The sequence below is a fragment of the Salinisphaera sp. PC39 genome (genome assembly GCF_040361335.1).
Taxonomy (GTDB): Bacteria; Pseudomonadota; Gammaproteobacteria; order Nevskiales; family Salinisphaeraceae; genus APNM01.
Window position 1 is genome coordinate 116200 of record NZ_APNM01000006.1, and the last position, 26693, is coordinate 142892.

The following is a 26693-nucleotide window of genomic DNA, read 5'->3' on the forward strand; positions in this document are numbered from 1 at the left end:
ACGGGGACGCCCGAAGGCACTTCGAAAACGGGGCGTTGGGGGACAACGTGACGGGACACTACGGGATTGCGGTGATCGGCGCCGGTCCGGCGGGCCTCAGTGCCGCCGGGCGTGCCGCGGAGCACGATGCGCAGGACGGCGAGGCCGGCCATATCCTGCTGGAAGGTGCGCCGCACCACGCCAACACCATCCAGCGCTACCAGAAGGGCAAGCACGTCATGGACGAGCCGGGCTACCTCGACCTGAGGAGCCCGATCGAGTTCAATGCCGGCACCCGCGAGGCCATCCTCGATACCTGGGCGGAGGACATCCGCGCCACCGGGATCAATCTGCAATGCGGCGCCGAAGTCACCGCCATCGACGGCGAGCGCGGCGACTTCACCCTGCGCTGCGCCGACGGCACGGAGATCACCGCCGACAACGTGATCCTGGCCATCGGCACCCAGGGCAACCCCCGCAGGCTCGGCGTCGAGGGCGACGATTCCGCCTTCGTCCAGTACCAGCTCGACGATCCCGACGAATACGCCGACGAGGATATCGTCGTGGTGGGCGCGGGCGACGCCGCCATCGAGAACGCTCTGGGCCTGGCGCGCCAGAATCGGGTGGTGATCGTCAATCGGCGCAACGAGTTCAGCCGCGCCAAGCAGGGCAACCTGGACGCGGTCCTGGCGGCGATCAACGACCGCGACCTGGCGTTCTCCTGCCGCTACCAGAGCAACGTCAAGGGCCTGCAACCGCCGTCCGCGCCGGGCGAACCCGGCGCCATCGTGCTGGATACCCCGGACGGCGAGGAAGCCATTCCCTGCCACCGCGTGATCGCGCGCCTGGGCTCCATCCCGCCGCGCGGCTTCCTGGAGCGCTGCGGCATCGAGCTGCCCAACGAGTCGCCCGAGGCCCTGCCGGAGCTGGACGAGCATTACCAGTCCAACGTGCCGGGCCTGTACGTGATCGGCGCCCTCGCCGGCTACCCGCTGATCAAGCAGGCGATGAACCAGGGCCACGACGTGGTCGAGTTCATCAAGGGCCACGACATCAAGCCGGTCGAGCACCCGCTGCTGCAGCTCAAGTTCGGCCTCCTGCCCTACCGCGCCGACGTCGACGAGATCCTGGCGCTGTACCAGCAGCGGGTACCGATGTTCGCGCGCATGAACACTCTGGCCTTCCGCGAACTGATCCTGGAAAGCGAAATCCGCTACGCGGTGGGCGACGAGACGGCGCACGAGGAACTGCGCGAGCGCCGGCGCACCCTGCGCGAACGGCGCATCGCCGAGATCGAGCAGGCCCGCGCCGACGAGGACCGGCGTCGCAGCGAGGCCGGCAAGCCGCCCAAGCCGCGGCGGCCGGTCGAGGAGCCCGATATCACCAAGCTGCTGCGGGCCGGCGATTATGTCTACCGCGACGGCGAATACACCAACACCTTCTTCACCATCGTCGAGGGCGAGGTCACGCTGCGCTCGGACAACGGTCCCGAGACCCGACTCACCGCCGGCCAGTTCTTCGGCGAGATGAGCCTGCTGTCGGGCCGGCCGCGCATCGGCGACGCCGTGGTCTCGGCCGACACCATCCTGATCGAGACGCCGCGGCGCACCATGGTCAAGCTGATGGCGGCGAACGCCGAAGTGGCCGAGGGCATCGAGACCGTCTTCCTGCAGCGCACGCTGCAGCAGTTCTTCGCCCCGTCGGTCAGCTACAGCGCGCTGCGCGACATCGCGCGGCAGGTGACCACCAGCCGCTTCAACCGGGGCGACACCATCTACAGCGAGGGCGATACCGGCGACCGCCTGTACCTGATCCGCAGCGGCACCGTCGCCCTGACCAGCCGGCGCGACGGCCGCGAGATCGCCGTGGGCCATCCCCAGTCCGGACAGACCTTCGGCCAGATGGCGCTGATGGGCGATCCGGTGCGCCGCGAGTCGGCGGTGGCGGCGGTGCGCACCGAGGTCATCGAGATCGAGCGCGAGGAATTCCTGGCGCTGTTGCGCAAGTCGCCGGACTCGGTGCCCCAGCTACAGGCGGAGACCACCCGGCAGTTGCAACAGGCCTCGCGGATGGAGGCGGTGCCGGAAAGCAGTTCCGTGATCTCCTTCCTCCTGGACCAGGGCCTGGGCGAGGCCACCGACGCGTTGGTGATCGACGAGACCCTGTGCATCGGCTGCGACAACTGCGAGATCGCCTGCGCGGAGACCCATGACGGCGTCTCCCGCCTGAACCGCAAGGCCGGCATGCGCTTCGCGCACGTCAACCTGCCGATCGCCTGCCGCCACTGCGAGCAGCCCCACTGCATGAAGGAATGCCCGCCGGACGCGATCCACCGCGAGCCCAGCGGCGAGGTATTCATCGACGACTCCTGCATCGGCTGCGGCAACTGCGAGACCAACTGCCCGTACGACGTCATCAAGATGTCCTACGAGCCGCCCAAGAAGCCCGGCCTGCTGCAGTGGCTGCTCATGGGCCGCGGTCCGGGGCCGGGCGAGGATCCGCTGGCCGAGCCGACCGAGGCCGCGCAGGAGGCCGGCAAGAAGGCCGTGAAATGCGACGCCTGCCGCGACCGGCCCGCGGGCCCGGCCTGCGTCCAGTCGTGCCCGACCGGCGCCGCCGTGCGGCTGAGCCCGGCGGACTTCGCGGACCTGGCAGAACGGAACTGATCAACGAGGAGCGGGACCCTGTACGTCAACATCCTCAGATTCGCGGGGCGGCGCTATCTCTGGTGGTCACTGGCACTGGTGGCCGCCAGCGCCGGCATCTACCTGAGCCAGGACCCGGCCCTGCCGCCCAACGGCGGCAGTTGGCAGGGCTACACCCTGGGCGGCCTGGGCCTGGCCCTGATCCTGTGGCTGGCCTGGCTGGGCATCCGCAAGCGCCAGTACCGCAACAATCGCGGCACGTTGGAGGGCTGGGCCTCCGCGCACGTCTACCTGGGCGGGATCGCCCTGCCGGTGGCGGCCACCCTGCACGGCGGCTTCCAGTTCGGCCTGAATGTCCACACCCTGGCCTACGCGCTCATGGCCGGCGTCATACTGAGCGGCCTGTACGGGCTGTACACCTATCTGCGCTTCCCGCCACTGCTGGTGCGCAACCGCGGCGACCAGTCCATGGACGAGCGTCTCGCGGAGCTCGACCGCATCGACAAGGAAGCCCTGGAAACCGCTTCGCGGTGCGACGAGAGCGTGCATACCGCGGTCCACAGCGCGCTCGACCGCACCGCCGTGGGCGGCGGCTTCCGCGACCAGCTTTTCGCGCGCGACCGCTCGCGGGTACTGCTGCCGGGCACCGGCAAGCGCGAGGGCCGCAATGTCCTGGTCGCCAACCGCGGGCAGCGGGCGGTGGTCGACTACCTGGCGCAACGGATTCCCGACACCAGCAAGCACGGCGAGGCCGAACGCCTGCGCGAACTGCTGTACGTCTTCGGGCGCCGCGCCGAGCTGCTGCAGCGCCTGCGCCGCGAGATCAGCCTGCAGTTGCGCATGAAGCTGTGGCTGGCCATTCATGTTCCATTGACCGTGGCCCTGCTCGCGGCGCTGACGGTCCACGTCGTCACGGTGTTCTTCTACTGGTAGCCCGATGCTGATCCTGCTCCGACAAATCCGCATGCGCGGCGAGCGCATCGTCGACCAGCGCGACCTGGAGCTGGATACGGCCGCCCTGCGCGTGGGCAGCGGCAAGGGCCAGGACCTCCAGCTTTTCGGGGACGGCATCGGCGCCGAGCACGCGGTGCTGCGGCCCCAGGCCGGCGGCCGCCTGCGCATCGATACCCGGGGAGGCGGTCGGATTCGCGTCGATGGCCAGGACGTCGCCCGGGCGGAGTTGGCACCGGACGAATGGGCGCGCATCGGCCCGCACCGGCTGGCGCCGGTGGCGGCGCCGCCCGGCTTCGACGCCGCCGTCGAGGTCCGCATCGACGCCGACGCGGCCCAGTCGATCAAGGACCGCCTACGCAGCGAACTGACACTCAAGCTGCCGCGGGTGCGGCGACACGCCTACGGCCTGGCCCTGCTGGTGCTGCTCGTGGGGCTGGCGTTCCCCATGGCCGGGTATTTCGATGATCGGGCGGACGCCACGATCGAGCGCTTCGGCGGCCCGACCGACGATCTCTGGTCCAGCGGTCCCTTGGCGTCCGCCCATCACGTGCCGGGCATCGCCGATGATTGCAACGCCTGCCACGTCGAGCCCTTCAAGCGCGTGAGCGACGAGACCTGTATCGGCTGCCACGAGCGCACCACCGTCCATTTCGCGCCCGTACACCCGCTCACCGAGGAATTCGACGGCGCCTGCCGCGACTGCCATCGCGAGCACAACGAACCCTCCAACCTGATCGTGCGCGACAAGGGCCAATGCACCGACTGCCACGCCCGCGCCATGCGCCGGCTGGCCGACGCCGCACCCGCCGTGGACGGCATGCCGGTCGCGCGGGCGCCGGACGAGATGCGGCCGGTGACGGCCTTCACCGCGGGCGGCCACCCCGATTTCCTGGCCTCGGTGCTGCGGCCCGCCGACGACCCGGCGGACGGCGAGCGCTGGCGGGTCCATCGCCAGCCGCTGGACGGCGCCGACGCGCACGAGTCGTCGCGCCTCAAGTTCCCGCACGACATCCATCTCGACGCGGACAAGGTGTCGCTGGCGGACGGCCCGTCGAGCGTGGACCGGGCCCTGGCCTGCGACGACTGCCATAGCCTCGAGAAGGAAGGCGAGCACTTCCGCGCCATCACCATGGAGGACACCTGCGCCGGCTGCCACAGCCTCGCCTTCGACGACGCGCAACCGGACCGCCAGTTGCCGCACGGCGAGCCGGCGACACTGCGCACGCACCTGGAGGAATACTACGTCCGCCAGGCCGCGATCCAGCGCCGCGCCGAACCGCCCCGGCCCGCGCGCCGCGTGCCGGACGAGCCGATCACCCGCCGCTGCGAGGGCGAGCCGCTGGACTGCGGCCGCGAGTGGGCCGACGCCGAGATGGACAAGCTGTTCACCAAGGCCGGCTGCGTGAGCTGCCACGAGGTCGAGCGCGGCGAGGACGAGTGGACGGTGGCGCCGGTCAAGCTGGTGCGGGACTGGTTCCCCGCCGCCCGCTTCGACCACCGGCCGCACCTGAACCCGGGCGCCCGCGCCGACGGCGAGACCTGCCTCGGCTGCCACGAGGCCACCGCCTCGTCGCACAGCGAGGACATCCTGATGCCGGGCATCGACAACTGCGTCACCTGCCACGCCGAGGACCGGCCGCGCAGCGTGGCCCTGCAATGCGTGGACTGCCACTCGTTCCACCGCCCCGGCATGGCCCTGATGGGAGAGCACTGAGATGGCCCGTCCGCCGATCATCGCGCTGCTGCTCGCCGGCGCCGCGGCGCTGGCCGCCTGCCAGTCCGGCGGCAGCCGCGACGACGATCCCGACGCCCGCGGCTCCAACGCCGGCACCGACTGCAACGGCGAATGCGCCACCTCGTTCGGCAGTCTGGACGAGGTCCGGTTGACCGCGGACGACGTGCGCCAAGTGATCGGCCAGGCCGTGGCCCAGGCCGGCGCCATGGACACCGCCGCCACCGTCGCGGTGGTGGACCGCGTCGGCAACGTGCTCGCGGTGTTCCGCATGACCGAGGTCCTGGCCGGCGGCGATCGCGAGGTGACCATCGTCTCGAAGCCCGACGGCCAGGGCGGCTCGGAGATCGACGGCGGCCTGGAGGCGCTGCAACTGCCCGTGAGCGGCGCCGCCCCCGGCGACGGCCTGGCGGCGATCGCCAAGGCGATCACCGGCGCCTACCTGTCCAGCGAGGGCAACGCCTTCTCCACCCGCACCGCGAACCAGATCGTGCAGCGGCACTTCAACCCGAGCGAGGACAACCAGCCGGGCGGCCCGCTGTTCGGAGTCCAGTTCAGCCAGCTCGCCTGCTCCGACTTCGCCCTGCGTCTGCCCGACGACGCCGCGGCCGGTCCCAAGCGCTCGCCGCTGGGCCTGGCCGCCGATCCGGGCGGTTTCCCGCTGTACAAGAACGGCACGCCCGTGGGCGGCGTCGGGGTGATCTCGGACGATTTCGTCTACGGCCTGGACCCGAGGGTCACCGACTTCGACGACGACAGCGACGAACTGATCGCGCTGGCGGCCACCTACGGCTACGCCGCGCCCGCCGACCGCGAGGCCAACCGCATCACCGTCGAGGGCAAGACCCTGCGCTTCTCGGACGCGGATTTCGACGACGTGTCCGGCGCGGCCCGCAACGCGGGCCCCGTGACCGACGGCGTCGAGGGCGACCTGATCGCGGTGCGCGACTACTACGAGCCGGCGGGCGGCTTCGGCACCGGCGTCGCCTTCGGCCAGCCGGCATCCGGCATCCGTCCGGACCCGGACGGCGACTTCCCCGGCCGCGATGCCTTCGTGTTCGTCGACGGCACGGACACCGAGCGCTACGACCCCCAGGCCGGCGCCGCCCTGTCCGCCGAGGAGGTCCGGGTAATCCTGGACGAGGCCCTGGGCGTGGCCAACGCCGCGCGCGCACAAATCCGCTATGTCGAACTGGCATCCTCGGCGCGCGTGACCGTGTCGGTGGTGGACACCGACGGCACCGTGCTGGGCATGGCGCGCACCCGCGACGCGCCCGTCTTCGGCGCCGACGTCTCGCTGCAGAAGGCGCGCACCGCGGTGCTGTTCTCGTCCACCGACGCCGCCGGCTACATCCAGGGCCTGCCGGACGCGCAGTACGTGCAGCCGGACCTGACCTCCCCGGCGCCCGCGCGCGCCATCGACCTGGGCGACTACGTGCAGGCGGCCAAGGATTTCATCGGTGCCACCGCGCTCGAGGACGGCACCGCCTTCTCCGACCGCGCCGGCGGCAACCTGTCGCGCCCGAACTATCCGGACGGCCTCAACGAGCCGCCCACGGGCCCCAACCCGCCGGGGCCGTTCAGCAAGCCGCCGGGCGAATGGAGCCCGTTCTCCACCGGCCTGCAGCTCGACCTGAGCTTCAACGCGCTGAGCAGCCACCTGCTGTACGTCTTCGGATTCAGCGGCGACGACGTGGAGAAGAACTGCGTGGGCGTGCCGTTTACCGGCACCGCCAGCTCGGCGCCCGCGCCCGCCGACCGCGTCGCCAACGGCACCCAGATCTTCCCGGGCAGCGTGCCCATCTATCGCGACGGCACGCTCATCGGCGGCATCGGGGTGTCCGGCGACGGCATCGACCAGGACGACATGATCGCCTTCCTGGGCGTGCACCGCGCCGGTCAACGGCTGAACACCGTCAACAACGCGCCGGACGCTATCCGCGCGGACAACCTGGAACCCAAGGGCGTGCGGCTGCGCTACGTCAACTGCCCGTTCAAGCCCTTCAAGGACAGCGATGAGCAGGATGTCTGTTCCGGCAAGTAGTCCCGGCCGCGAGCGGCGCTCAGCGCTGCTGCTGGCGCTGGTGCTGTCGCTGCCGGCGCCGGCGGTGTTGGCCGCGCCCGACCCCGAGTCCACTCCCGCGCCCACGCCGGAGTGCAAGCTCCCGCCCGAGGCCGTCGAGCGGGAGCGCCGCGTGCCCGGCGAGGAGACGCCGGCGGCCGACACCGGCGAGCGCGAGCGCGACCCCTGCCTGCCCCGGCCGCGCGCGGAGGACTATTCCTCCGCGATCGCGGTGCCCGACCGTTGGCGGATCGTGCAGATGCTCGGTTACGAGCAGCACTGGTACGACCCGTACAACCGCAACACCATCAAGGCGGACGCGCCGATCCACGACGACTGGTTCTTCAACCTCACGGTGATCTCGGACACCTTCTACGAGGACCGCGAGGTGCCCACGCCCGTCGGTATCCAGAGCACCGCCGATGCCGGCGACCTGGACCTGCTGGGCGAGACCCGCCAGGACCAGCTCCTGACCAACCTCGCCGTGGAGCTGGTCTATTACAAGGGCGACACGGTGTTCAAGCCGCCGGACTACGAGTTCCGCTTCACGCCGGTGTTCGCCTACAACAACACCGACGTGGAGGAAGTCCTCAACACGGACGTGAACCCGACGGAGGGCACCACGCGCCGCGATTACTTCGTGGGCATCCAGACGGCGTTCATCGACGTGCACCTGCGCAACGTCTCGCCGCGCTACGACTTCGACAGCGTCCGCGTGGGCATCCAGCCGTTCACGGCCGATTTCCGCGGCTTCCTGTTCCAGGACCAGCCGTTCGGCGTGCGCCTGTTCGGCACCCGCGACAACAACATCTTCCAGTACAACCTGGCCTGGTTCCGGCGTCTGGAGAAGGACACCAACAGCGGCCTCAACGACCCCGGCGAATCGCTGCGCGAGGACGACATCTTCGTCGCCAACCTCTATTGGCAGGACGCCCTCAAGCTGGGGCATTTCCTGCAGTTCACGGCGCTCTACAATCGCAACCGCGAGGACGACTTCTACTTCGACGAGAACGGTTTCATCCAGCGCCCCGCCTCGATCGGCGGCGAGCGCCCGCGCGAGTACGACGTCGGCTACCTGGGCTTCAACACCGACGGCCACCTGGGCCGGCTGAACCTGACCACCTCGCTGTACTACGCCCACGGCAGCCAGGACCGCGCGCCGTTCACCGGCGAGGACAGCGACATCCGCGCCTGGTTCGGCGCCGCCGAGCTATCCTTCGACCAGGACTGGACGCGCTGGCGGGCCTCGTTCCTGTACGGCTCCGGCGACGACGACCCCTACGACGACGTCGAGACCGGCTTCGACGCGGTCCTGGAGAACCCGCTGTTCGCGGGCGCCGATACCAGCTACTGGATCCGCCAGGCGGTGCCGCTGATCGGCGGCGGCCGGGTGACCCTCTCGCAACGCAACGGCGTGCTCAACAACCTGCGCAGCTCGCGCGAGCACGGCCAGTCCAACTTCACCAACCCCGGCACCATCCTGCTGGGGCTGGGAACCGACCTCGACCTGATGCCGGAACTGCGGCTGAGCTTCAACGCCAACCACCTGCGTTTCGACGACACCGCGGTGCTGGAGGCGGCGCGCCAGCAGCCCGGCATCGACGAGGAGATCGGCTGGGACCTGTCGGCCGCGCTGATCTACCGGCCGCTGATGTCCCAGAACATCGTGCTGCGGCTGTCCTACGCGGAGCTGCGGCCGGGCGACGGCTACGAGACCCTGTTCGGCGGGGAGAACCAACGATCGGTGCTATTCAATGCGGTACTCACCTACTGACGCGCGCGCCACCACGCGGCGCCGTCGCGCGCCGTGGGCGGCCGCCCTGCTCGCGCTGGCGGCCACGGCCGTCGTGCACGCCGCCGAGAAGGAGGAGGCGGTCGAGCGCGACTACGACCCCGCCCCGCCGGCCCCGGCGCACCAGAGCCTGGACGAGATGCGGCGCAAGAGCGCCGGCTGCGTGAGCTGCCATACCGAGACCGACAGCCACACCATGCACGCCAGCGAGGCCGTGCGCCTGGGCTGCACCGACTGCCACGGCGGCGACGCCGGGGTGGAGAAGGCCGCGGACGTGGCACTCGACAGCGCCGAGGCCAAGGACCTGATGGAACGGGCCCACGTGCTGCCGCGCTATCCGAAGAGCTGGCACTGGCCGGACTCGGCCAACCCGAAACAGAGCTACACCCTGCTCAACCGCGAGGCGCAGGAGTACGTGCGCTTCGTGAACCCCGGCGATTTCCGGGCGGCGCGCCAGGCCTGCGGCGCCTGCCACGCGGACATCATCGAGAAGTCGATCCGCAGCCTGCACGCCACCGGCGCCATGTTCTGGGCCGCGGCCGCCTACAACAACGGCATCCTGCCCTACAAACGCTCGATCCTGGGCGAGGCCTACACGCCCCAGGGCACGGGCGCAATGCTGGAGGCGCCGGTCGAACCCACCGAGGAAATGCGCGAACACGGCATCCTCGACAAGATCGTGCCGCTGCCGGCTTGGGAGACGGTCAAGCCCGGCGACATCTTCCGGGTGTTCGAGCGCGGCGGCCGCATCATCCCCAACCTGTTCCCCGAGACCGGCCTGCCCAACGTCCTGGGCCGCATCCAGACCCTGGAGGAGCCGGGCCGGCCGGACATCCGCCAGTCCATCCGCGGCCCCGGCACCGGCGCCCGCATCGCGGTGCCGCTGATCAACATCACCAAGACCCGGCTCAACGACCCGCTGCTGTGGTTCCTGGGCACCAACGACCAGCCCGGCGACTACCGCAGCTCCGGCTGCAGCGCCTGTCACGTGGTCTACGCCAACGACCGCCAGCCGACCCACTCCGGCCCGTATGCCGAGTTCGGCAACATGGGGCGGACACAGACCGCCGACCCGACGATCGACGAGGACGAGTCGGGACACCCGATTCGTCACCGCTTCAGCAGCGCGATTCCCACCAGCCAGTGCATGATCTGCCACATGCACCAGCCCAACATGTTCCTGAACTCCTACCTGGGCTACACCATGTGGGACTACGAATCCGACGCTCCTCACATGTGGCCCGAGGAGCAGCGGTACCCGAGCCACGAGCGCCGCCGCGAGGTACTGAACCGCAACCCCGAGGGCGCCGCGCCGCGCGGCAAGTGGGCCGACGTCGACTTCCTCAAGGACGTGTGGAAGATGAACCCGGAGCTGGACGACACCCAGTTCGCCGACTACCACGGCCACGGCTGGAACTTCCGGGCGGTGTTCAAGAAGGATCGCGACGGCAACCTGTTGGACGCCGACGGCGACATCGTGCCCCGCGACGACCCGGACAAGTTCGACAAGGCGGTACACATGAAGTCGATCCACGCCGAGGTCGGCATGCACTGCGTGGATTGCCACTTCGAGCAGGACAGCCACGGCAACGGCCATATCTACGGCGAGGTCGCGGCGGCCGTGGAGATCGCCTGCAAGGACTGCCACGGCACCGCGGACGCCTATCCCGACCTGCGCACCTCGGGGGCGGCGAGCAGCGTCACCGGCGGCACCGACATGAGCGTGCTGCGCAACCCGGACGGCAAGCTCCGCTTCGAGTGGCGGGACGGCGAACTGATACAGCGCTCCATGGTGAATCCCGGCATGGAATGGACGCTCTCCCTGGTCAAGGACTCGGTCGACCCGGACAGCGCCCACTACAACCCGAAGTCGGCCCGCGCCAAGCTGATGTCCGAGGACACCGGCAGCCAGCACTGGGGCCCCGACGTGACCGCCGGGAACCGCGCGCACAAGGACGAGGAGATGGAGTGCTATAGCTGCCACACCTCCTGGACCACGAGTTGCGGCGGCTGCCACCTGCCGATCCAGGCCAACGAGAAGACCGAGCGCCACCACTACGAGGGCGGTATCACCCGCAACTACGCGACCTATAACCCGCAGGTCGCGCGCGACCAGATCTTCATGCTGGGCAAGCGGGCGCCCTACAAGGGCGGCAAGGTCGCGCCGGTACGATCGTCCTCGGCGCTGGTGCTGTCCTCCACCAACGCCAACCGCGAGCACATCTACATCCAGCAGGCACCGATCGCGGCCAGCGGCTACAGCTCGCAGGCCTTCAATCCGCACTTCCCGCACACCGTGCGCAAGACCGAGACCAAGGGCTGCAGCGACTGCCACCTGTCGCGCGAGGGCGACAATAACGCGATCATGGCCCAGACCCTGGGCTACGGCACCGAGTTCATCGACTTCATCGGCCGCCACCTGTGGGTCGGCGAGCGGGAGCACGTCGAGGCGGTGCGCGTGACCGAGTGGAAGGAACCGCAGGCGGTGAAGGGCAGCTACCTGCACCGCTACGCCTATCCCGACTGGTTCGCCGAGCACGAGGCCAACGACCGCCGCCTGGAGGTCGCCCACGGCCACGGCGCCGGCACCACCGGCTGCCTGCAACTGCGCGGCGAATACCTCTACACCGCCGGCGGCGAGGACGGCTTCCGGGTATTCGACGTCGCCTCCATCGACAACAAGGGCTTCTCGCACCGGATCATCACCGCGCCGTTCGGCCCGCTGGGCCACGACGCCCACGTCGACACCGAGAACGCCACCTGCATGGCCCTGCCCACGACCCAGCCGGTGCATCCGCCGCGCAACCAGGGCGAGCTGATGCGGGAGACCAACAAGGAACAGCCCTTCCATCCGCTCTACAACTACGCGTTCGTGACCGACGCCGAGGAAGGCCTGATCCTGGTCGACATCAACACCTTCGCCGACGGCGAGCCGCGCAACAATCACCTGGAGCGGGCCCTGACCTGGAACGAGGGCGGGGTACTGGACGGCGCCCGCTACCTGACGGTCGGCGGCCACTACCTGTACGTGATCGCGGACGCGGGCCTGGTGATCGTCGACATCGACGACCCGCTCGAACCGCGGCACGTGCGCACGGTGCCGCTGGACGACGGCCGCGCGGTGGCGCAGCAGTTCCGCTACCTGTTCGTGACCGACGCCGAGGGCCTCAAGCTGATCGACATCACCCGGCCGGAGGCGGCGGCGCTGGTGCCGGAGGCCACCGTGCCGCTGGCGGACGCACACCGCATGCATCTGGCCCGTACCTACGCCTATGTCGCCGCCGGCGGCGACGGGCTGGCGATCGTCGACATCGAGACGCCCCGCGAGATGGCGCTGGTCGGGACCTACGACGCCGACGGCAAGCTCACCGACAGCCATGACGTGGTGGTGGGCACCACCAACGCCTCGCTGTTCGCCTACGTGGCGGACGGCGAAGGCGGCGTCGACGTGATCCAGCTCACCTCGCCCGAGCTGCAGCCGAATTTCTACGGCTTCAGCCCGGCGCCGAACGCGCGCTGGATCGCCGGCCGCGAGACCCGCAGCCCGGCCCTGAGCCTGTCGCACGGCCTGGTGCGGGACCGGGCCGTGGACGAGACCGGCGGCCAGGTCGCCGTGTTCGGCCGCCGGGGCTCGCGTCCCCTCAATCACCAGGAGATGCGCGAGCTGTATCTCGACGACGCGGGCGAGCCCTGGTACGTCGAGGACCAGCCGCCGGCCGACCGCCGGGAGGAAGAGTGAGCGATGGATAGGAACCGCCTGCTTTCGCACGGCACCCTGGCCGCGGCCGCCGCGGCCGTGGCCCTGCTCGCCGGCGCCGCCCGGGCCGCCGGCGAGGGGGACGGGGACGAGGCCGTGCACCTGGGCGTGGCGTCCTGCGCGTCCAGCACCTGTCACGGCCGGGTCACTCCGGACGAGGACTCGCCGCTGGCCCTCAACGAGTACTTCGTCTGGTCCAAGTACGACCATCACGCCGGCGCCTACAAGACCCTGAAGGGCGACTGGTCGCGGCGCATCGCCGCGAACATGGGGCTGGCGGACGCCGCCACCGCCGAGGAATGCCTGGCCTGCCACGCGGACGACGTGCCGGAGGAGCGGCGCGGCGAACGCTTCCACCTGAGCGACGGCATCGGCTGCGAGGCCTGTCACGGCGGCGCCGGGGACTGGATCGACTCGCACTACGGCCCGGACGCCAGCCACGCCGCCAACCTGGAGGCGGGCATGAACCCCACCGAGGAGCCCGTGTTCCAGGCGCGCCTGTGCCAGTCCTGCCACGTCGGCGACGACAACCGCTTCGTGACCCACGAGATGATGGCGGCGGGCCATCCGCGGCTGCGCTTCGAGCTCGACACCTGGCTGGCGAACATGCCCCCGCATCACGTCGAGGACGCCGACTACGAGCGCCGCAAGGGCACGACCGCCCCCGCGGACCGCTGGGCGACCGGCGTCGCGGTCGCGGCCGGCGGCTACCTGGATATCCTGGCGCGACACCTGGACGCCGATGCCCTGGTCCCGGAACTCTCGCTGTTCGATTGCCATGCCTGCCACCGGCCCATGGACACGGACGTGCGGCGGCTGGCCGAGGACCGGCGCATGATGCCGGCGGGGACGCTGCGGCCGCAGGACCAGACCCTGCGCATGCTGGGCGTCGTGACGGCGGTCCGCGACGAGGCACTGTCGGACACGATCGAGCGCGGCAACAGGGCCCTGCACGGCGCCGCGGCGGGCTCGCCCGCCGATTTCCGTACCCGTCTGCGGGCGCTGCGCGAGCCGGTCGCGCGCGCCCGCGAGACCGTGACGTCGGCGCCCCTGTCCGCGGACGAGCGCGCCGCGCTCCAGAACGCACTGTTGCGCACGGCCGCGGACGCGCGGTTCCGGGACTACGCCGACGCCGAGCAACTCTACCTCGCACTGCAGGCGCTGGCCGCGCAGGACAACGACGCCCGCGCCGCGCGCTACGATACCCTGTTCCGGCTGCTGGAAAGCGAACGGCGCTTCGATCCGCGCCGCGTGGCGGCCGAGGCACGGCGGCTTCTGCAAGAACGATAGGCCAGGGAGCGAGAGCCAATGATCGACATCCGCGGCAAGACCCACATCGGCCGGCGCGCGCTCAACGAGGACCGCTTCGTCGCCGATGCGGGCTGGGGGATCGCGCTGGTGTCCGACGGCATGGGCGGCCGCGACGCCGGCGAGATCGCCGCCGGCCTGGTGGCCATGGGCGTCGTCGACCGCCTGGACGAAGGCCTGTCCCTGGAGGAGGCGGTGGCCGGCGCCGACGAGGACGTGCGGCGGGCGGCCGGGGACGGCACCGGCAAGCCCGGCATGGGCGCCACGCTGGTGCTGGCGCAGTTCGAGGGCTATGATTTCCGGGTGGCCTGGATCGGCGACAGCCGGGCCTATCTCTGGGACGGCGAGCTGCGCCAGATCACCCGCGACCATTCCGAGGTGGAACGGCTGATCGCCAGCGGCGAGGCGACGCCCCAGGACGCCGGCAACCGCAACAACAAGCACCTGATCACGCGCGCCATGGGTCTGAGCGACCTCCGGGCCGAGGACGTGCCCACGCTGCAGGGCACGCTATGCCGCGGCCAACAACTGCTGCTGTGCAGCGACGGCCTGAGCGACATGCTCGCCGGCACCGAGATCGCCGGCGTACTGGCGACCGACGCGACGCCCGAGGACAAGCTGGAGACACTGGTGGGGCGCGCGGTCGAGGCCGGCGGCGCCGACAATATCACCGCCGTCCTCGTAACCGCGGACGACGACGCGCCCGAGACCGCAGCCCCGCTGCCCGCCGTCTCGATCGCGCGGCCCGACGGGTCGACCGAATACTACGGCCCTGGGGAATGACCGAGACCGAACGAGGGGCGATGCCATGTCAGGCTTCCAGATTTTCGACACCACCAACAGCATCGAGCACGAGCTGCCCGACGGCAAGACCGTCGTGGGGCGAGGCGCCGATTCCGACATCCGGCTGCTGAGCTCCAGCGTCTCGCGCAAGCACGGGATGTTCGAGGTCCGTGACGGGGCCCTGTTCTTCTCCGATCTCGGTTCCAGCAACGGCTCCTTCGTCAACGACCAGCAGGTCAAGGCCGAGGTCCAGCTCCGTCCCGGCGACAGCCTGCTCCTGGGCGACTTCCAGTTCACCGTCAAGCACGCGGACGCGGATGCCGCCGAAGCGGGCGGCGACGACGAGGCGACCCAGCTCGCCGCGCCCGGCGGCGGTGGCGGCGACGAGATCCCGTCGGTCTGGTCCGAGAACGTCGGCCTGGAGAACGCCTCCGGCACCCAGTTCTTCGCCGAGCCGGAGGAGTCCGACGCGGTCAACGCCTACCGCGAGGGCCGGCTCGATATCCCGTCGCTCGGCGACACGCCGCGCTTGGTCGTGCTCACCGGCGACAACCGGGGCACGGTGTTCACGCTGGAATCGGACCCGGCCGACACCACCGAACGCACCTGGAAGATCGGCCGCGAGAGCGGCAGCGTCGATCTGGTGATCCCGGACGCCAGCGTCTCGGGCCAGCACGCCCAGCTCGTCAACGAGGGCGCGCGCTGGAAGATCGTCAACTGGATGTCCACCAACGGCACGTTCGTCAACGGCCACAAGGGGCTGTCGACCTATCTCAAGGGCGGCGACGTGATCCGCATGGGTAGCGCCGAGCTGGCCTTCGAACTGCCGCCGGGCTGGGGCCGGGATGCCGCCGGCGACGCCGGCCGTGACCGACAGTCGGCCAAGGCCGACGGCGCCTTCGCTCGGCTCGGCGCGATGCTCAAGCGGCTATTCGGCGGCGGCTGACCCTCCCGCGAGCGCCGCCAGCTCGCGCTCCTTCTCCGCCAGACGCGAGTTCTGCTTCAGGGACTCGTACTTCTGCAGCTCCCGGACCTGGTTGAGCTGGCGCCGCGCCTGCGCCGGCGACGGATCGTCCGCCATGCGGGAGAAGATGTCGTCCAGCACCGCGTCGATCTCCTCCATCACCCGCGGGTTGCGGGGATGCAGGTTGTAGGCCTGGTCGAAGTAGAACAGGGCGCCGTTCAGGTCGCCGAACTGCCGCGCCCGCTGCCCCTCGGCCAGCGCGGTGTTGAACTCCTGGCGGGTCTCCTGCGGCAGCTCCTCGAACGGGATGTCGGGCCCGGCCTCGGGCTGGAAGAACAGCATGTAGGTGCCGAAGCCGGCGATCGCCAGCACCAGGGCCGCCGAGAGCTGGCGCACGCGGCGGCCGGTGCCGACGAACTTGCGCCGGAACTGCTCGGCATCCTGCCAGCGGTCGGCGCGGTCGAAGGCCAGGGCCTTGGCGATCGCCTGCCATTGGAAATTCTTGAGGCCGCGGATGCGGCGCGGCCTGAGGCCCTCCGCCTTCGCGTCCACCGCCCGCTTGCGGGCGAAGGGATGCTCGCCCGTGAGCATCTCGTAGGCGATCAGGCCGATGGCGTAGACGTCGTCGGCCGGGTGCGGCTCGCCGCCCTCGAACATCTCGCAGCTCGCGTAGGTCGGCGTGAGGCCGGCCACCTCGCCGGGATCGCGGGTGCGGTCGCCGCCCTCGTCCGCGTCCGAAAAGGCCCGCGCGATGCCGAAGTCCAGGACCTTGAGCGTGCCCTCCTCGGTGACGAAGATGTTCTGCGGCTTGAGGTCGGAGTGGACGATATTGCGACGATGGGCGTAGGCGATGGCGTTGGCGATGTCCCCGATGTAGGCCAGCGCCTGCTTGCGGTCGCCCCGGCCCTCCGCGATGTACTTGTCGAGGGTGGTGCCGACCAGCGACTCCATGGTCATGAAGAACAGCTCGCCGTCGCGGTCGAAGTCGTAGACCGTGATGATGTTGGGGTGGGCGAGCGTCTGCGACTTGTCGGCCTCGCGCTGCAGCGCGATGAAGGCGTTGGCGTGCTTCGAGAAATCCCCCGCGATCACCTTGATCGCGACGTTCGGGTTCTGGTGCCGGGTCTCGACCCGGCGCTGGTCCACCGCCCGGAACACGGCGCCCATGGCCCCGGCGCCCAGCTTCTCCTCCAGACGGAAGCGCTCCTTGAGCATGTAGCCGGGACGCAGGTCCGCCAACGGCCCGGCGCCGCCGGCCGCCGCCCCGCTGCCGCCGGCGGGCCGGCTCACCTCGGTGGCCGCCTCGTCGCCGGTCGTGCCGGTGATCTCGGTCGGCGCATCCTCGCCGGTATCGGTGAGTTCGGTCGGGGCGTCCCCGCCGGGGTCGGTAAACTCGGTGGGCGCGTCCGCGTCGGTGCGCTCCGTGGGCTCGTCGGTACGGTCGCCGCCCTTGCGGCCCGGCTTGCCGGCATCGTCGTCGGTCATCGGTCCTGTTCTCCCCGGCGCGTGGCGTCACTATGGATTGTCGGCGAAGACGCGGCCGGCAACAACAAACCGGGCCACCGCTCGCGCCAGCAACAGCGGTGGTCGAAGCCTTCGACGACCTGGACACGGCCGCCGTGGCGCTCGGCGAACGCCCGCGCGATCCCGGGCGATACGTTGGCGTCCGCGGCCCCCGCGAAATGCAGGTGCTCGACCCCGGCCAGCCGGGCGGCGGTCATCGGGTTGAGGGAGCCCGCCAACGGCCGGTAGCCGTGGGCGGCCGTCCAGGCGTCGGTGTCGAGGTTGCCGGCGACGGTGACCACCCGGCGCACCCCCGGCACCCGGTCCGCCAGCAGCACCGCCAGGGTGCCGCCGCCGCTGTAGCCGACCAGCATCACCGCCGGCCACCCGCGTTCGGCCAGCAATCCGTCGAGGGCGGCGGCCATGCTGGCCACGACCTCGGGGCCGTAGCGCGCGTCGGTCCAGAGGCGGGGCTCGCAGCCCGGCTCGTCCGCCAGGCCGAAATAGCAGGGTCGTCCCAGGTAGATAGCCGGCCGCGGATCGCGGCCCATCAATGCCAGGGCATAGGGGGTCCGCGGCGTGGGATCGGCACTGGCCAACACACCATGGAGCCAGGGCCGGCCGTCGCCTTCGATATAGACATGCAGGCTGCGCGGGGTGTCGTCGGCCTCCCGTGCGTAGACCACGTGCCGGAAACCGTCCCCCGCGACGACGCGCCGCTCCAGGCCTTGCGCCTCCGCGAAGGCGTCGACTCGTTCCGGCAGGGACGCGCAACCGGCGGCCAGGCCGCCGCCGATGAGCAACAACGCCCCGGCAAGGGTGACCGTCCCGCGGCATCGTGCCGCGGGACGGTTCTCGATACGCCTAGAAAATCTCGTAGCGGACACCCACCACCGCGTTGTTACGATCCATGTAGTCGTGATGCAGCAGCTTCTCGAGGCTGGCGAAGGCCGTCCAGCCATGCGTGAACTGGGCGTGCATGCCCAACCGGATCACGTAGGTGTGGCGGTCCGGGTTGTCCGGCGTCTGGTTCACGGTCGTGAAGGGGCCGGTGGACACCTGCACGGTGTTGGCGTCACTGAACTCGCGATAGTAGGAAAAGTTCAACGACGGGATCAGCACACCCCAGTCCATGAGATAGACCGTGTCCGCCTGCAGCGCGAGCTGCAGGTTGAGGGCATCGAAATCCTGCTCGCCGACCCGTTGTGGCCCGGGGAAGCCCGGCCCGTCCTCGGTATAGGCGTCCAGTTTGCCGTCGAAGTAGTGCAGCTTCGCCAGCGGCGTGATCCGGGTGCGGCCGCGGCTGTGCTCGTAGCCGATGGCCACCTCCGCCGACATCTCCTCGCCGTCGGGCGAGGCGGTGTAGCGACGCGTCGAGCCGAACAGTTCGACGTTCCGGGTGATATCCGACTCCACCTGGCCGTAGGTCACCAGGGCGTCCGTGAAGACGTTGTTGCCCCAGTACTTGGAGCCGTGCAGGCCGATCAGGTAGGCGTCGATGTCGATATCGCCGGCATCGTTGGCGAAGTCCGTGTCGCCGGAAAGGTAATTGAGCGTGCCGCCCACGAACAGGGTGTCGTTGACGCGGTAGTCGGCGCCCACGATCAGCGACTGCGTGTCCTGGTCATAGGCCTGGCCCGCGTCGGTGCGCTCGCGGTCGCTGTCGGCGAAATCCGCGATCACGAACGGCGACAGCCGGCCGTAGGCGCTGACGCCGCTGACCTCGTCGTCGGCGCTGGCGGCGCCGCCCAGGCGCCAACCCGAGGCCGCGGTCTGCTCCTCGTCGCCCTGGCGCTCCAGCGCCTGGCGCGCCCGGCGCTGCTGGATGATGCGGGTGCGCAGGTCGTTGACGAAGGTGAAGAGCTGCGTGCTCGTCGAAGGACCCGTCTGGGTCGGGCAGTTCTCGTAACTGTCGCCCTCGGTGAATATCGTCTCGCACTCGTCCTGCTCGAACGTCGTGCCGGGGCTGGGCTCGGGGAAGGGCGGCTCCTGCTGCGCCATCGCAGTCGGTGCCGCCAGCGCACCCGCCAGGGCGAGCCCCCAAACGGCCCGCGGACCGCGCTTCAAAATCGAATACCTAGGCATGACAAGCTGCCCTCCTGCATGAATCGTTGAACATGACGGTCTCCCTGCGTTCATTCGGGGCACGGTGTGGAAGCTTGGACGGCGGGCACCCGTCAACGGCCCGCTGCCGGGAACGGCTCCCCCCCGTTCCGTGCGTCGGCGCCGCGATCAGCGCAGGGCGACGGACGCCCCGGTCTTGCTCCGCGGCACGAAGAAGAAATCACCGATCTCGTGGCCGGCCCCCTTGATGCTTTTCAGCACCGGCGCCTGCGGGAAGCCGCTGGCTTCCGACTCCCGGCGCACCGGTTCCTCGATGGCGGCGAACAACTCCGGCACCGTGAGGATCTCGTCGTTGTCGCGCAGGATGTCGATCAGCTTGCCGGCGAAGATCGAGTGCTCGTCGCCCGCGCTGTCGATCACCGGCTTGTCGCCGCCGGAGGAGATCAGGAGGCGCGAGCGCCGCGGCAGCTTGTAGCGGATGTATTCCTCGTTGGCCTTGGCCGAGGAGTCCCCGAGCATGAGATAGCCCGGCGCCGACGACAGCAGACCGCCGTAGCAGGAGTCCGCGATCACCAGCACGCGCTTGGCGTTGAAACGACCCAGATGATCGGTGACGAACTCGTTGGGCACCCAGTAGGAATCATCCGGCGGCGGATCGGCATTGATCGGCAACCAGTACCCCGTATTCCGCTTGCCGACGTCCACCAGACTGCCGTGGCCGGCGTAGTACACGAGCAGGTTGTCGTTTTCGTCCAGCTTGTCGTGCAGGTTATTGATGGTCTTCATGATCGCCAGCCGATCGGCGTCGATCAGCAGCTCCACCCGGAAGCCGTAGCGCTTCTCCAGCAGCGACGCGATCTCGCGGGCGTCGTTGACGGGCGTATTCAGGTCCTCGATCCGCGAGTAATCGCGGTTGCCGATGACCAGCGCGTAGTACTGCCCGAAATCCATGTCGCCCACGCGGGTCGCGGCGGGCGCCGCGCCGTCCTTGAAGCCGCCGTCCCGGCTCTCGTCGCCGCGTTCCGGTTCGCGCGTCTTGATGTCCGAGCCGGACTTGGACGCGGACGCGGGTTCGGGGGACGACGAGGACGACAGCGAGGCCAGTTCCTGCTGGGCCTCGTCGCGGGACGTGCGCAGCGAATCGACCACCTGGCGCAGGGACTCGATCTCGGCGGCCATGGCCTGCCGCTCCTCGGCGTTGCGCGCCGACGCCTCGAGCTTCGCCTGCAGCGAGTCGATCTGTTTGCGCAGGGCCTGGACCTGGGCCTCCTTCTGGCGGATCTGCTTGTTCAGCTTCTTTTCCAGTTCCTTGCGCTCGGCGCGCGCGGTCTCCTGGAAGATCACGCTGTCTTGCGGCAATCCCCAGGCCTGACGATAGAGATTCAGGGCCTTGACGCGGTTCTCCTCCACGCCCTTGCCCTGCTCGTACATGGTGCCGAGGTTGAACAATCCGCGCTTGTTGCCCTGCTCGGCGGCCTTGCGGTACCAGATGACGGCGGCCTCGTAATTGGGCTCGGTACCGAGGCCTTTCTCGAAGATTTCGCCCACGTTCACCTGGGCCTTGGCGTCGCCGGCCTCCGCCGCGGGCATCCAGACCTTGAGCGCCGTCTTGTAATCGGCACGGTCATGGGCGACGTACTCGCCGCCGCGGATATTGCAGTCCGCGGCCGTGGTCTTGATCGGCCGCCGCGGCGTGACATAGGTGGTATTGCCGAGCTTGCGGAGCTGGCCCGGCAGGAGGCAGTCGACCACCTGCATCTTGGCGATCTGCTCCTCCTCGCTGGGAGGCGCTCCCTCCGAGGCGCTCGCGGCGCCGCCGCCTGCGGTTCCACCGGCCCCGCCGGCGGCGCAACCGGTCATCGTCAAGGCAAGCAATAGGTAGGCGCCCGGCCAGGCCAGCCGGGCCGTCTTGGCGTTGCTGTCAGTCACCCCAGTCCCCCACACGTCTCGAGGACGTTGTATTCAATCCACACGCATTTACACCATACACGATACTCCGGCCGGTTTGTGACCCCTTGATGGCCCCATGATGGCCGTGGCGGACATCGGTCCGGGACGCCCCGTACTTCTCCGGGGCGCGCGACTTGAGTACCATCGGGCACGGCCGGCACCGACCACCCCGCGACCCGCGAGTCTTGAAGCATCAACACGACGCCAAACCCGATACCGTCCGCGCCGACCAGACCGATACGGGCGGTGGAGCCATGACATGATCCCCGAGCTCGGCGTATTCGCCCTCACCGTCACCCTGTGTCTGGCAATGGCCCAGGCCTTCTTCCCGCTGGTCGGCGCCCGCACCGGCAACGGCGCCTGGATGGCGGTGGCCGGCCCCGCCGCGGCGGGGCAATTCCTGTTTGTAGCGATCGCCTACGCCTGCCTGACGTACAGCTTCGCGGTGGACGACTTCACGGTGCGCTACGTCGCGACCAACTCCAACAGCGGCCTGCCCATGGGCTACAAGCTGGCGGCGGTCTGGGGCGGCCACGAAGGCTCCATGCTGCTGTGGGTGCTGGTGCTGTCCGGCTGGACGCTGGCGGTCGCGGCCTTCAGCCGCAGCCTGCCGGTCGTGATGCGGGCACGCACCCTAGGCGTCCTGGGGCTGATCAGCATCGGCTTCCTGGCCTTCATACTGCTGACCTCCAACCCCTTCGATCGGCTGTGGCCGGCGCCGCCGGACGGCCAGGACCTGAACCCCCTGCTCCAGGATCCGGCGATGGCGATCCACCCGCCCATGCTGTATCTGGGCTACGTCGGCTTCGCCGTGGTCTTCAGCCTGGCGGTGGCGGCCCTGCTCGGCGGCCGGCTGGACACCGCCTGGGCGCGCTGGTCCCGCCCCTGGACCACCGTCGCCTGGCTGTTCCTGACCCTGGGCATCCTGCTCGGCAGTTTCTGGGCCTACTACGAGCTGGGCTGGGGCGGCTGGTGGTTCTGGGACCCGGTGGAAAACGCCTCGTTCATGCCCTGGCTGGTGGGCACGGCACTGATCCATTCGCTCGCCGTCACCGAGAAGCGCGGCGCCTTCAAGGCCTGGACCGTGCTGCTGGCCATGACCGCCTTCTCGCTGAGCCTGCTGGGCACGTTCCTGGTGCGCTCGGGCGTGCTGACATCGGTGCATTCGTTCGCCACCGACCCGGCCCGCGGCGTGTTCATCCTGGGCTTCATGGCGGTGGTCGTCGGGAGCTCACTGATGCTCTACGCCTGGCGCGCACCGACCATGCGCAGCACCGGCACCTTCTCGCTGCTGTCGCGCGAGAGCCTGTTGCTGGCGAACAACGTGCTGCTGGTGGTCGCCTGCGCCTCGGTCCTGCTCGGCACCCTCTATCCGCTGGTCCTGGAAGCGCTCGGCCTGGGCAAGATCTCGGTCGGGCCGCCCTATTTCAACACTGTGTTCGTGCCGCCGATGCTGGTGCTGGCCGGCTTGATCGGCCTGGGGCCGCTGGCGCGCTGGCGGCACATGCCCGCCCGCGAGCTGGCCCGGCGCGTGCGCACGGCGTTCGTGGTGGCCCTCGCGGTCGCGGGCGCCGCCGTCGTGCTCCTTACCGACGGCGCCACGCTGGGTCTGGGGGTGGCGATCTTCATGGCCGCCTGGATCGCGGCCACCGCCTGCCAGAACCTCTACGGTCGCATCCGGACGCGCCGCGGCCTGAGCGGTCTCCGCGCCATACCCCAGGGCTTCTACGCGATGAACCTGGCGCACGTGGGCATGGCCGTGTTCATCGTCGGCGCCGCCGCGGTCAGCATCCACGGCGAGGAGCACACATTCGGGCTGGCGCCGGGCGAGAGCGCCACGGTGGCCGGCTACCGGTTCACGTTCCAGGACATGCGCGCCGTCGAGGGCGCGAACTACACGGCGATGCGCGGTTATTTCACGGTGAGCCGTGACGGCCGCGCGGTCGCCGACCTGTTCCCGGAGAAACGGCGCTATGCCGTCCGCAACTCGGCCATGACTGAGGCGGCGATCGACGGCGGCGCTTTCCGCGACCTGTTCGTCGCACTGGGCGAGCCGCTGGGTGACGGCGCCTGGAGCGTGCGCATCCAGTACAAGCCCATGATCCGCTGGATCTGGGCCGGCGCCCTGATGATGGCGCTGGGCGGACTACTCGCGGCCTCGGACCGGCGCTATCGCGCCGCCGCGCGGGCAACCCGCGCCCGGCGCTCGGACGACAGGGTACCGGCCTGATGCGTTTCCTCCTGCCGCTGGGAGTCCTGGCGCTGATCCTGGCCTTCCTGGGGATCGGCCTGACCATGGATCCGCGCAAGCTGCCCTCGCCGCTGATCGACCGGGCGGCCCCAGCCTTCGAGCTGCCGACGCTGCGCGATCCCGAGGCCACCCTGTCGGTGGCGCGGCTGCGCGAGCACCCGGTGTCACTGCTCAACGTCTGGGCCTCCTGGTGCGTGGCCTGCCGCCAGGAGCACCCCGTGCTGATGCGGCTGTCGCGGCGGGACGCGGTCCCGATCTACGGCTTGAACTACAAGGACCGGCGCGAGGACGCCCTGACCTGGCTGCAACGCCACGGCGACCCTTACATCGCCAGCGCCCACGACGGTGACGGCAAGGTCGGCATCGACTGGGGCGTCTACGGCGTACCCGAGACCTACGTCGTGGACGGCGAGGGCACCATCCGCTACAAGCACATCGGCCCGGTCACCGGCGAGGTCTGGCGCGATACCCTGCGTCCGATCATCGAACGCCTGAGGAGCGGCAACGGATGACGAGGCGGCCCCCGATGACGACACTGCGAACACTGGCGGCCTGGCTGCTGTTGACCGCCGCCCTGGCGGCCGCCGCGATCGAGCCATTGAACTTCGACGACCCGGCCAAGCAGGCCCGCTACGAGCGGCTGCTGCACGAGTTCCGCTGCCTGGTCTGCCAGAACGAATCCCTGGCCTCGTCCGGCGCGGGCCTGGCCGACGACCTGCGGCAGGAGGTCCACCGCATGGTCGCCGAGGGCAAGAGCGACGCCGAGATCCGGGACTACCTGGTCGAGCGCTACGGCGAATTCGTGCTCTACCGTCCGCCCGTGACCACCCGGACCTACCTGCTGTGGTTCGGCCCCTTCCTGCTGGCCGTCGTCGGCCTGGCCGCGCTCGTGATCGCCATCCGGCGGCGGTCGCGGCGGACGCCGCCGGACACGCTCGACGACAGTGAGCGCGAGCGCCTGCGGCGCGTGCTCGACAGACACCGGGAGCCGTGATCGTGGAACCGCTTTTCTGGACACTCGCCGCGCTCATGATCCTGGCCGCGCTGGCAATCGTCGCGATCCCCCTGTGGCGACACGGACAGCCGTCCGACGCCGACGACGGCGTCTCGTCGGAGCAGGCGGACGTAACCCTGTACCGCCGCCGCCGCGAGGAGCTCGATCGCGAGCGCGAGGCGGGACTGCTCAGCGCCGAGGAGCACCGGGTCGCCCTGGTGGAGCTGGACCGCCAGCTCCTGGCGGACACGGAGGACGCGGACGCGACCGCGCCCCGTTCCGGGCGGCGACCGGCGGCCCGCTGGTTGCCGATGGCAGCGGCGGCCGTGGCGATCCCGCTGATCGCCGTGCCCCTGTACCTGGAGGTCGGCGGCGGCCCGGGCGCCGCCGATAACGCCGGCTCGCCGCAGCAGCCACCCGACATCCAGGCGATGGTGTCCCGCCTCGAGGATCGCCTGGCGGAGAACCCGGACAACGGCGAGGGCTGGCTGATGCTGGGCCGCTCCTACGCCGCCATGGGCCAGCCGGGCAAGGCCGTGCGGGCCCTGTCGCGCGCCCGCGAGCAGCTCGGCGACGATCCCGAGGTGCTGGTGGAGTACGCCGGCGCCCTGGCCGCGACTCGCGAGCCGATGTCGTTCTCGGGCCGACCCGCCGAGCTGCTGGAGCGGGCGCTCGACCAGGACCCCGGAAACCCACGGGCCCTATGGCTGGCGGGCATGGCGAACATCGAGCGCGGCGATTACGGCACGGCCATCGATCGTTGGGAACGGCTCCTCGGTCAACTGCCGCCGGAAGGCGAGGACGCGGATGTCGTGCGCCGCAACCTGGAGCGGGCGCGGGAGCGGTTGGGCGTGGCCCCGGCCGCCGCGCAGGCATCCACCGCACCGGCCACGGCCGAAGCCGAGACGCCCGCCGCCTCGCTCCGGGTCCGGGTCGCACTGGCACCCGAACTGCGGGAACGTGCCGCGCCGGACGACACGGTCTTCATCTTCGCCCGCGCCGTGAACGGCCCGCCGATGCCGCTGGCCGTGGTCAAGCGCCGGGTGCGCGACCTGCCCGCCACCGTGACCCTCGACGACGACGACTCGATGATGCCCGGCCGCGGCATCTCCGGTCACGAGAAGGTCACCGTGGTCGCCCGGGTCTCCCGCAGCGGCGACGCCCGGGCAAGCGCCGGTGACTTCGAGTCGGCTGAGCACACGGCATCCCTGGACAGCGACGGACCGCTGGACGTGACCATCGACTCGGTGGTGCGCTGAGGCCGCCTGCCGTCAGTCCGGGGTGTCGCCCTCGTAGGTGAGCTGCCCCATGGCCTCGTCGTAGGACAGGCCGCGAATGCCCGACTGGTCCATGGACCGGCCCAGCGAATAGGCCAGGGCAAAGGCGGAGGCCCGGCGGTAGAAGTCGTAGCGGCGCTCGTGCACCGGCAGCACGTCGTCCATGGTCTCGGCCTCGCTGAGACGGCGCTCGAAGGCGGCCCGCCGCTCGGCCAGCTCGGCCATGAACGTCTCGTCCTCGGCCACCTCGGGCGCGAGCTCCAGGGTCCAGGTCATGTCCGGCTGCAGCTCGCAGGTGCCGATGAAGCGCCCGGCGATATCCTCGGTCATGATCTCCGGCGGCGTCAGGCACAGCCAGTAGCGGTCGGGCTTGCGGTACAGGTAGTGCGGCCGCCCGGGGACGGGCTTGAAGCGGAACTCGCTCTCCAGCACGAACAGCGAGGTGAACAACTCCGTGGTCACCTGCTCGATACGCTTGGGCGGCACGGCCTCCAGCGCCGCGCGCGGCTGCGTGAGCGCGGCCAGCACCGGGGAGCCGCCCTTGCCCTGGGGATTCGGGTTCTTGCTCATGACGCGACTGGGGTCCGTCAAGACTTGGCGCGAAGTGGCCCTCCATCTTAACAGGGGCCGTCCCGGCGACCGGCTGATCCCGTGCCGCGTCTTTCCCGGAAACCCGGC

The 26693-nt window shown here is 70.1% G+C and carries 18 protein-coding genes; 13 read left to right on the forward strand and 5 right to left on the reverse strand.

The annotated features are described in order from the left end of the window. Nucleotides 1–47: 47 nt before the first annotated feature. The 9 genes from PC39_RS07660 (at nucleotide 48) to PC39_RS07700 (ending at nucleotide 15958) form a co-directional block, all read left to right on the forward strand. Nucleotides 48–2645 (forward strand): cyclic nucleotide-binding domain-containing protein, encoded by a 2598-nt coding sequence (locus tag PC39_RS07660; protein WP_353252790.1) that lies wholly within the window; start codon nucleotides 48–50, stop codon nucleotides 2643–2645. Between the two features lie 78 nt (nucleotides 2646–2723). Next, on the forward strand, nucleotides 2724–3557 hold the full coding sequence (locus PC39_RS07665; RefSeq protein ID WP_353252791.1) for a hypothetical protein: 834 nt from the start codon (nucleotides 2724–2726) through the stop codon (nucleotides 3555–3557). Between the two features lie 4 nt (nucleotides 3558–3561). Further along, nucleotides 3562–5292 carry a cytochrome c3 family protein gene (locus tag PC39_RS07670; RefSeq protein WP_353252792.1) on the forward strand — a complete coding sequence of 577 codons (1731 nt, stop codon included), beginning with the start codon at nucleotides 3562–3564 and terminating at the stop codon, nucleotides 5290–5292. 1 nt (nucleotide 5293) lies between these two features. Then, entirely contained in the window at nucleotides 5294–7354 is a 2061-nt protein-coding gene (locus PC39_RS07675; protein WP_353252793.1) for a heme-binding protein, read from the forward strand. Beyond that, entirely contained in the window at nucleotides 7326–9146 is a 1821-nt protein-coding gene (locus PC39_RS07680; RefSeq protein WP_353252794.1) for a hypothetical protein, read from the forward strand. Before PC39_RS07675 ends, PC39_RS07680 begins: the two co-directional genes overlap by 29 nt. Beyond that, nucleotides 9127–12903 carry a hypothetical protein gene (locus tag PC39_RS07685; RefSeq protein ID WP_353252795.1) on the forward strand — a complete coding sequence of 1259 codons (3777 nt, stop codon included), beginning with the start codon at nucleotides 9127–9129 and terminating at the stop codon, nucleotides 12901–12903. Before PC39_RS07680 ends, PC39_RS07685 begins: the two co-directional genes overlap by 20 nt. Before the next feature lie 3 nt (nucleotides 12904–12906). Beyond that, entirely contained in the window at nucleotides 12907–14211 is a 1305-nt protein-coding gene (locus PC39_RS07690; protein WP_353252796.1) for a multiheme c-type cytochrome, read from the forward strand. Between the two features lie 18 nt (nucleotides 14212–14229). Further along, complete coding sequence (locus PC39_RS07695; protein ID WP_353252797.1) at nucleotides 14230–15012, forward strand: PP2C family protein-serine/threonine phosphatase; 783 nt, start codon at nucleotides 14230–14232, stop codon at nucleotides 15010–15012. Between the two features lie 25 nt (nucleotides 15013–15037). Then, nucleotides 15038–15958 (forward strand): FHA domain-containing protein, encoded by a 921-nt coding sequence (locus PC39_RS07700; RefSeq protein ID WP_353252798.1) that lies wholly within the window; start codon nucleotides 15038–15040, stop codon nucleotides 15956–15958. Here the strand turns inward: PC39_RS07700 and PC39_RS07705 are convergent. The 4 genes from PC39_RS07705 to PC39_RS07720 form a co-directional block, all read right to left on the reverse strand. After that, entirely contained in the window at nucleotides 15941–17461 is a 1521-nt protein-coding gene (locus tag PC39_RS07705) for a serine/threonine-protein kinase (protein WP_353252799.1), read from the reverse strand. The two genes, PC39_RS07700 and PC39_RS07705, sit on opposite strands and share 18 nt — an antisense overlap. Beyond that, nucleotides 17458–18282, reverse strand: coding sequence for an alpha/beta fold hydrolase (locus PC39_RS07710; RefSeq protein WP_353252800.1), 825 nt, complete (start codon nucleotides 18280–18282; stop codon nucleotides 17458–17460). Before PC39_RS07710 ends, PC39_RS07705 begins: the two co-directional genes overlap by 4 nt. Nucleotides 18283–18343: 61 nt before the next feature. Beyond that, complete coding sequence (locus PC39_RS07715) at nucleotides 18344–19564, reverse strand: autotransporter outer membrane beta-barrel domain-containing protein (RefSeq protein WP_353252801.1); 1221 nt, start codon at nucleotides 19562–19564, stop codon at nucleotides 18344–18346. Between the two features lie 147 nt (nucleotides 19565–19711). After that, entirely contained in the window at nucleotides 19712–21472 is a 1761-nt protein-coding gene (locus PC39_RS07720) for a caspase family protein (protein ID WP_353252802.1), read from the reverse strand. Nucleotides 21473–21752: 280 nt separating this feature from the next. On the opposite strand from PC39_RS07720, the gene PC39_RS07725 reads away from it, so the two are divergent. The 4 genes from PC39_RS07725 to ccmI are packed head-to-tail and all read left to right on the forward strand — an operon-like array spanning nucleotide 21753 to nucleotide 25997. After that, the gene (locus tag PC39_RS07725) at nucleotides 21753–23723 is read left to right on the forward strand and encodes a heme lyase CcmF/NrfE family subunit (RefSeq protein WP_353252803.1); all 1971 of its coding nucleotides are present in this window, start codon (nucleotides 21753–21755) and stop codon (nucleotides 23721–23723) included. Continuing rightward, the gene (locus tag PC39_RS07730; protein ID WP_353252873.1) at nucleotides 23720–24256 is read left to right on the forward strand and encodes a DsbE family thiol:disulfide interchange protein; all 537 of its coding nucleotides are present in this window, start codon (nucleotides 23720–23722) and stop codon (nucleotides 24254–24256) included. The genes PC39_RS07725 and PC39_RS07730 overlap by 4 nt, the downstream gene beginning before the upstream one ends. A 14-nt stretch (nucleotides 24257–24270) precedes the next feature. Then, nucleotides 24271–24738 carry a cytochrome c-type biogenesis protein gene (locus PC39_RS07735; protein ID WP_353252804.1) on the forward strand — a complete coding sequence of 156 codons (468 nt, stop codon included), beginning with the start codon at nucleotides 24271–24273 and terminating at the stop codon, nucleotides 24736–24738. Nucleotides 24739–24740: 2 nt separating this feature from the next. Beyond that, the gene (ccmI, locus tag PC39_RS07740) at nucleotides 24741–25997 is read left to right on the forward strand and encodes a c-type cytochrome biogenesis protein CcmI (protein ID WP_353252805.1); all 1257 of its coding nucleotides are present in this window, start codon (nucleotides 24741–24743) and stop codon (nucleotides 25995–25997) included. A gap of 12 nt (nucleotides 25998–26009) precedes the next feature. On the opposite strand, the gene PC39_RS07745 is transcribed toward ccmI, so the two are convergent. After that, nucleotides 26010–26585, reverse strand: a complete 576-nt coding sequence (locus PC39_RS07745; protein ID WP_353252806.1) for a DUF2452 domain-containing protein — start codon at nucleotides 26583–26585, stop codon at nucleotides 26010–26012. Nucleotides 26586–26693: the final 108 nt, after the last annotated feature.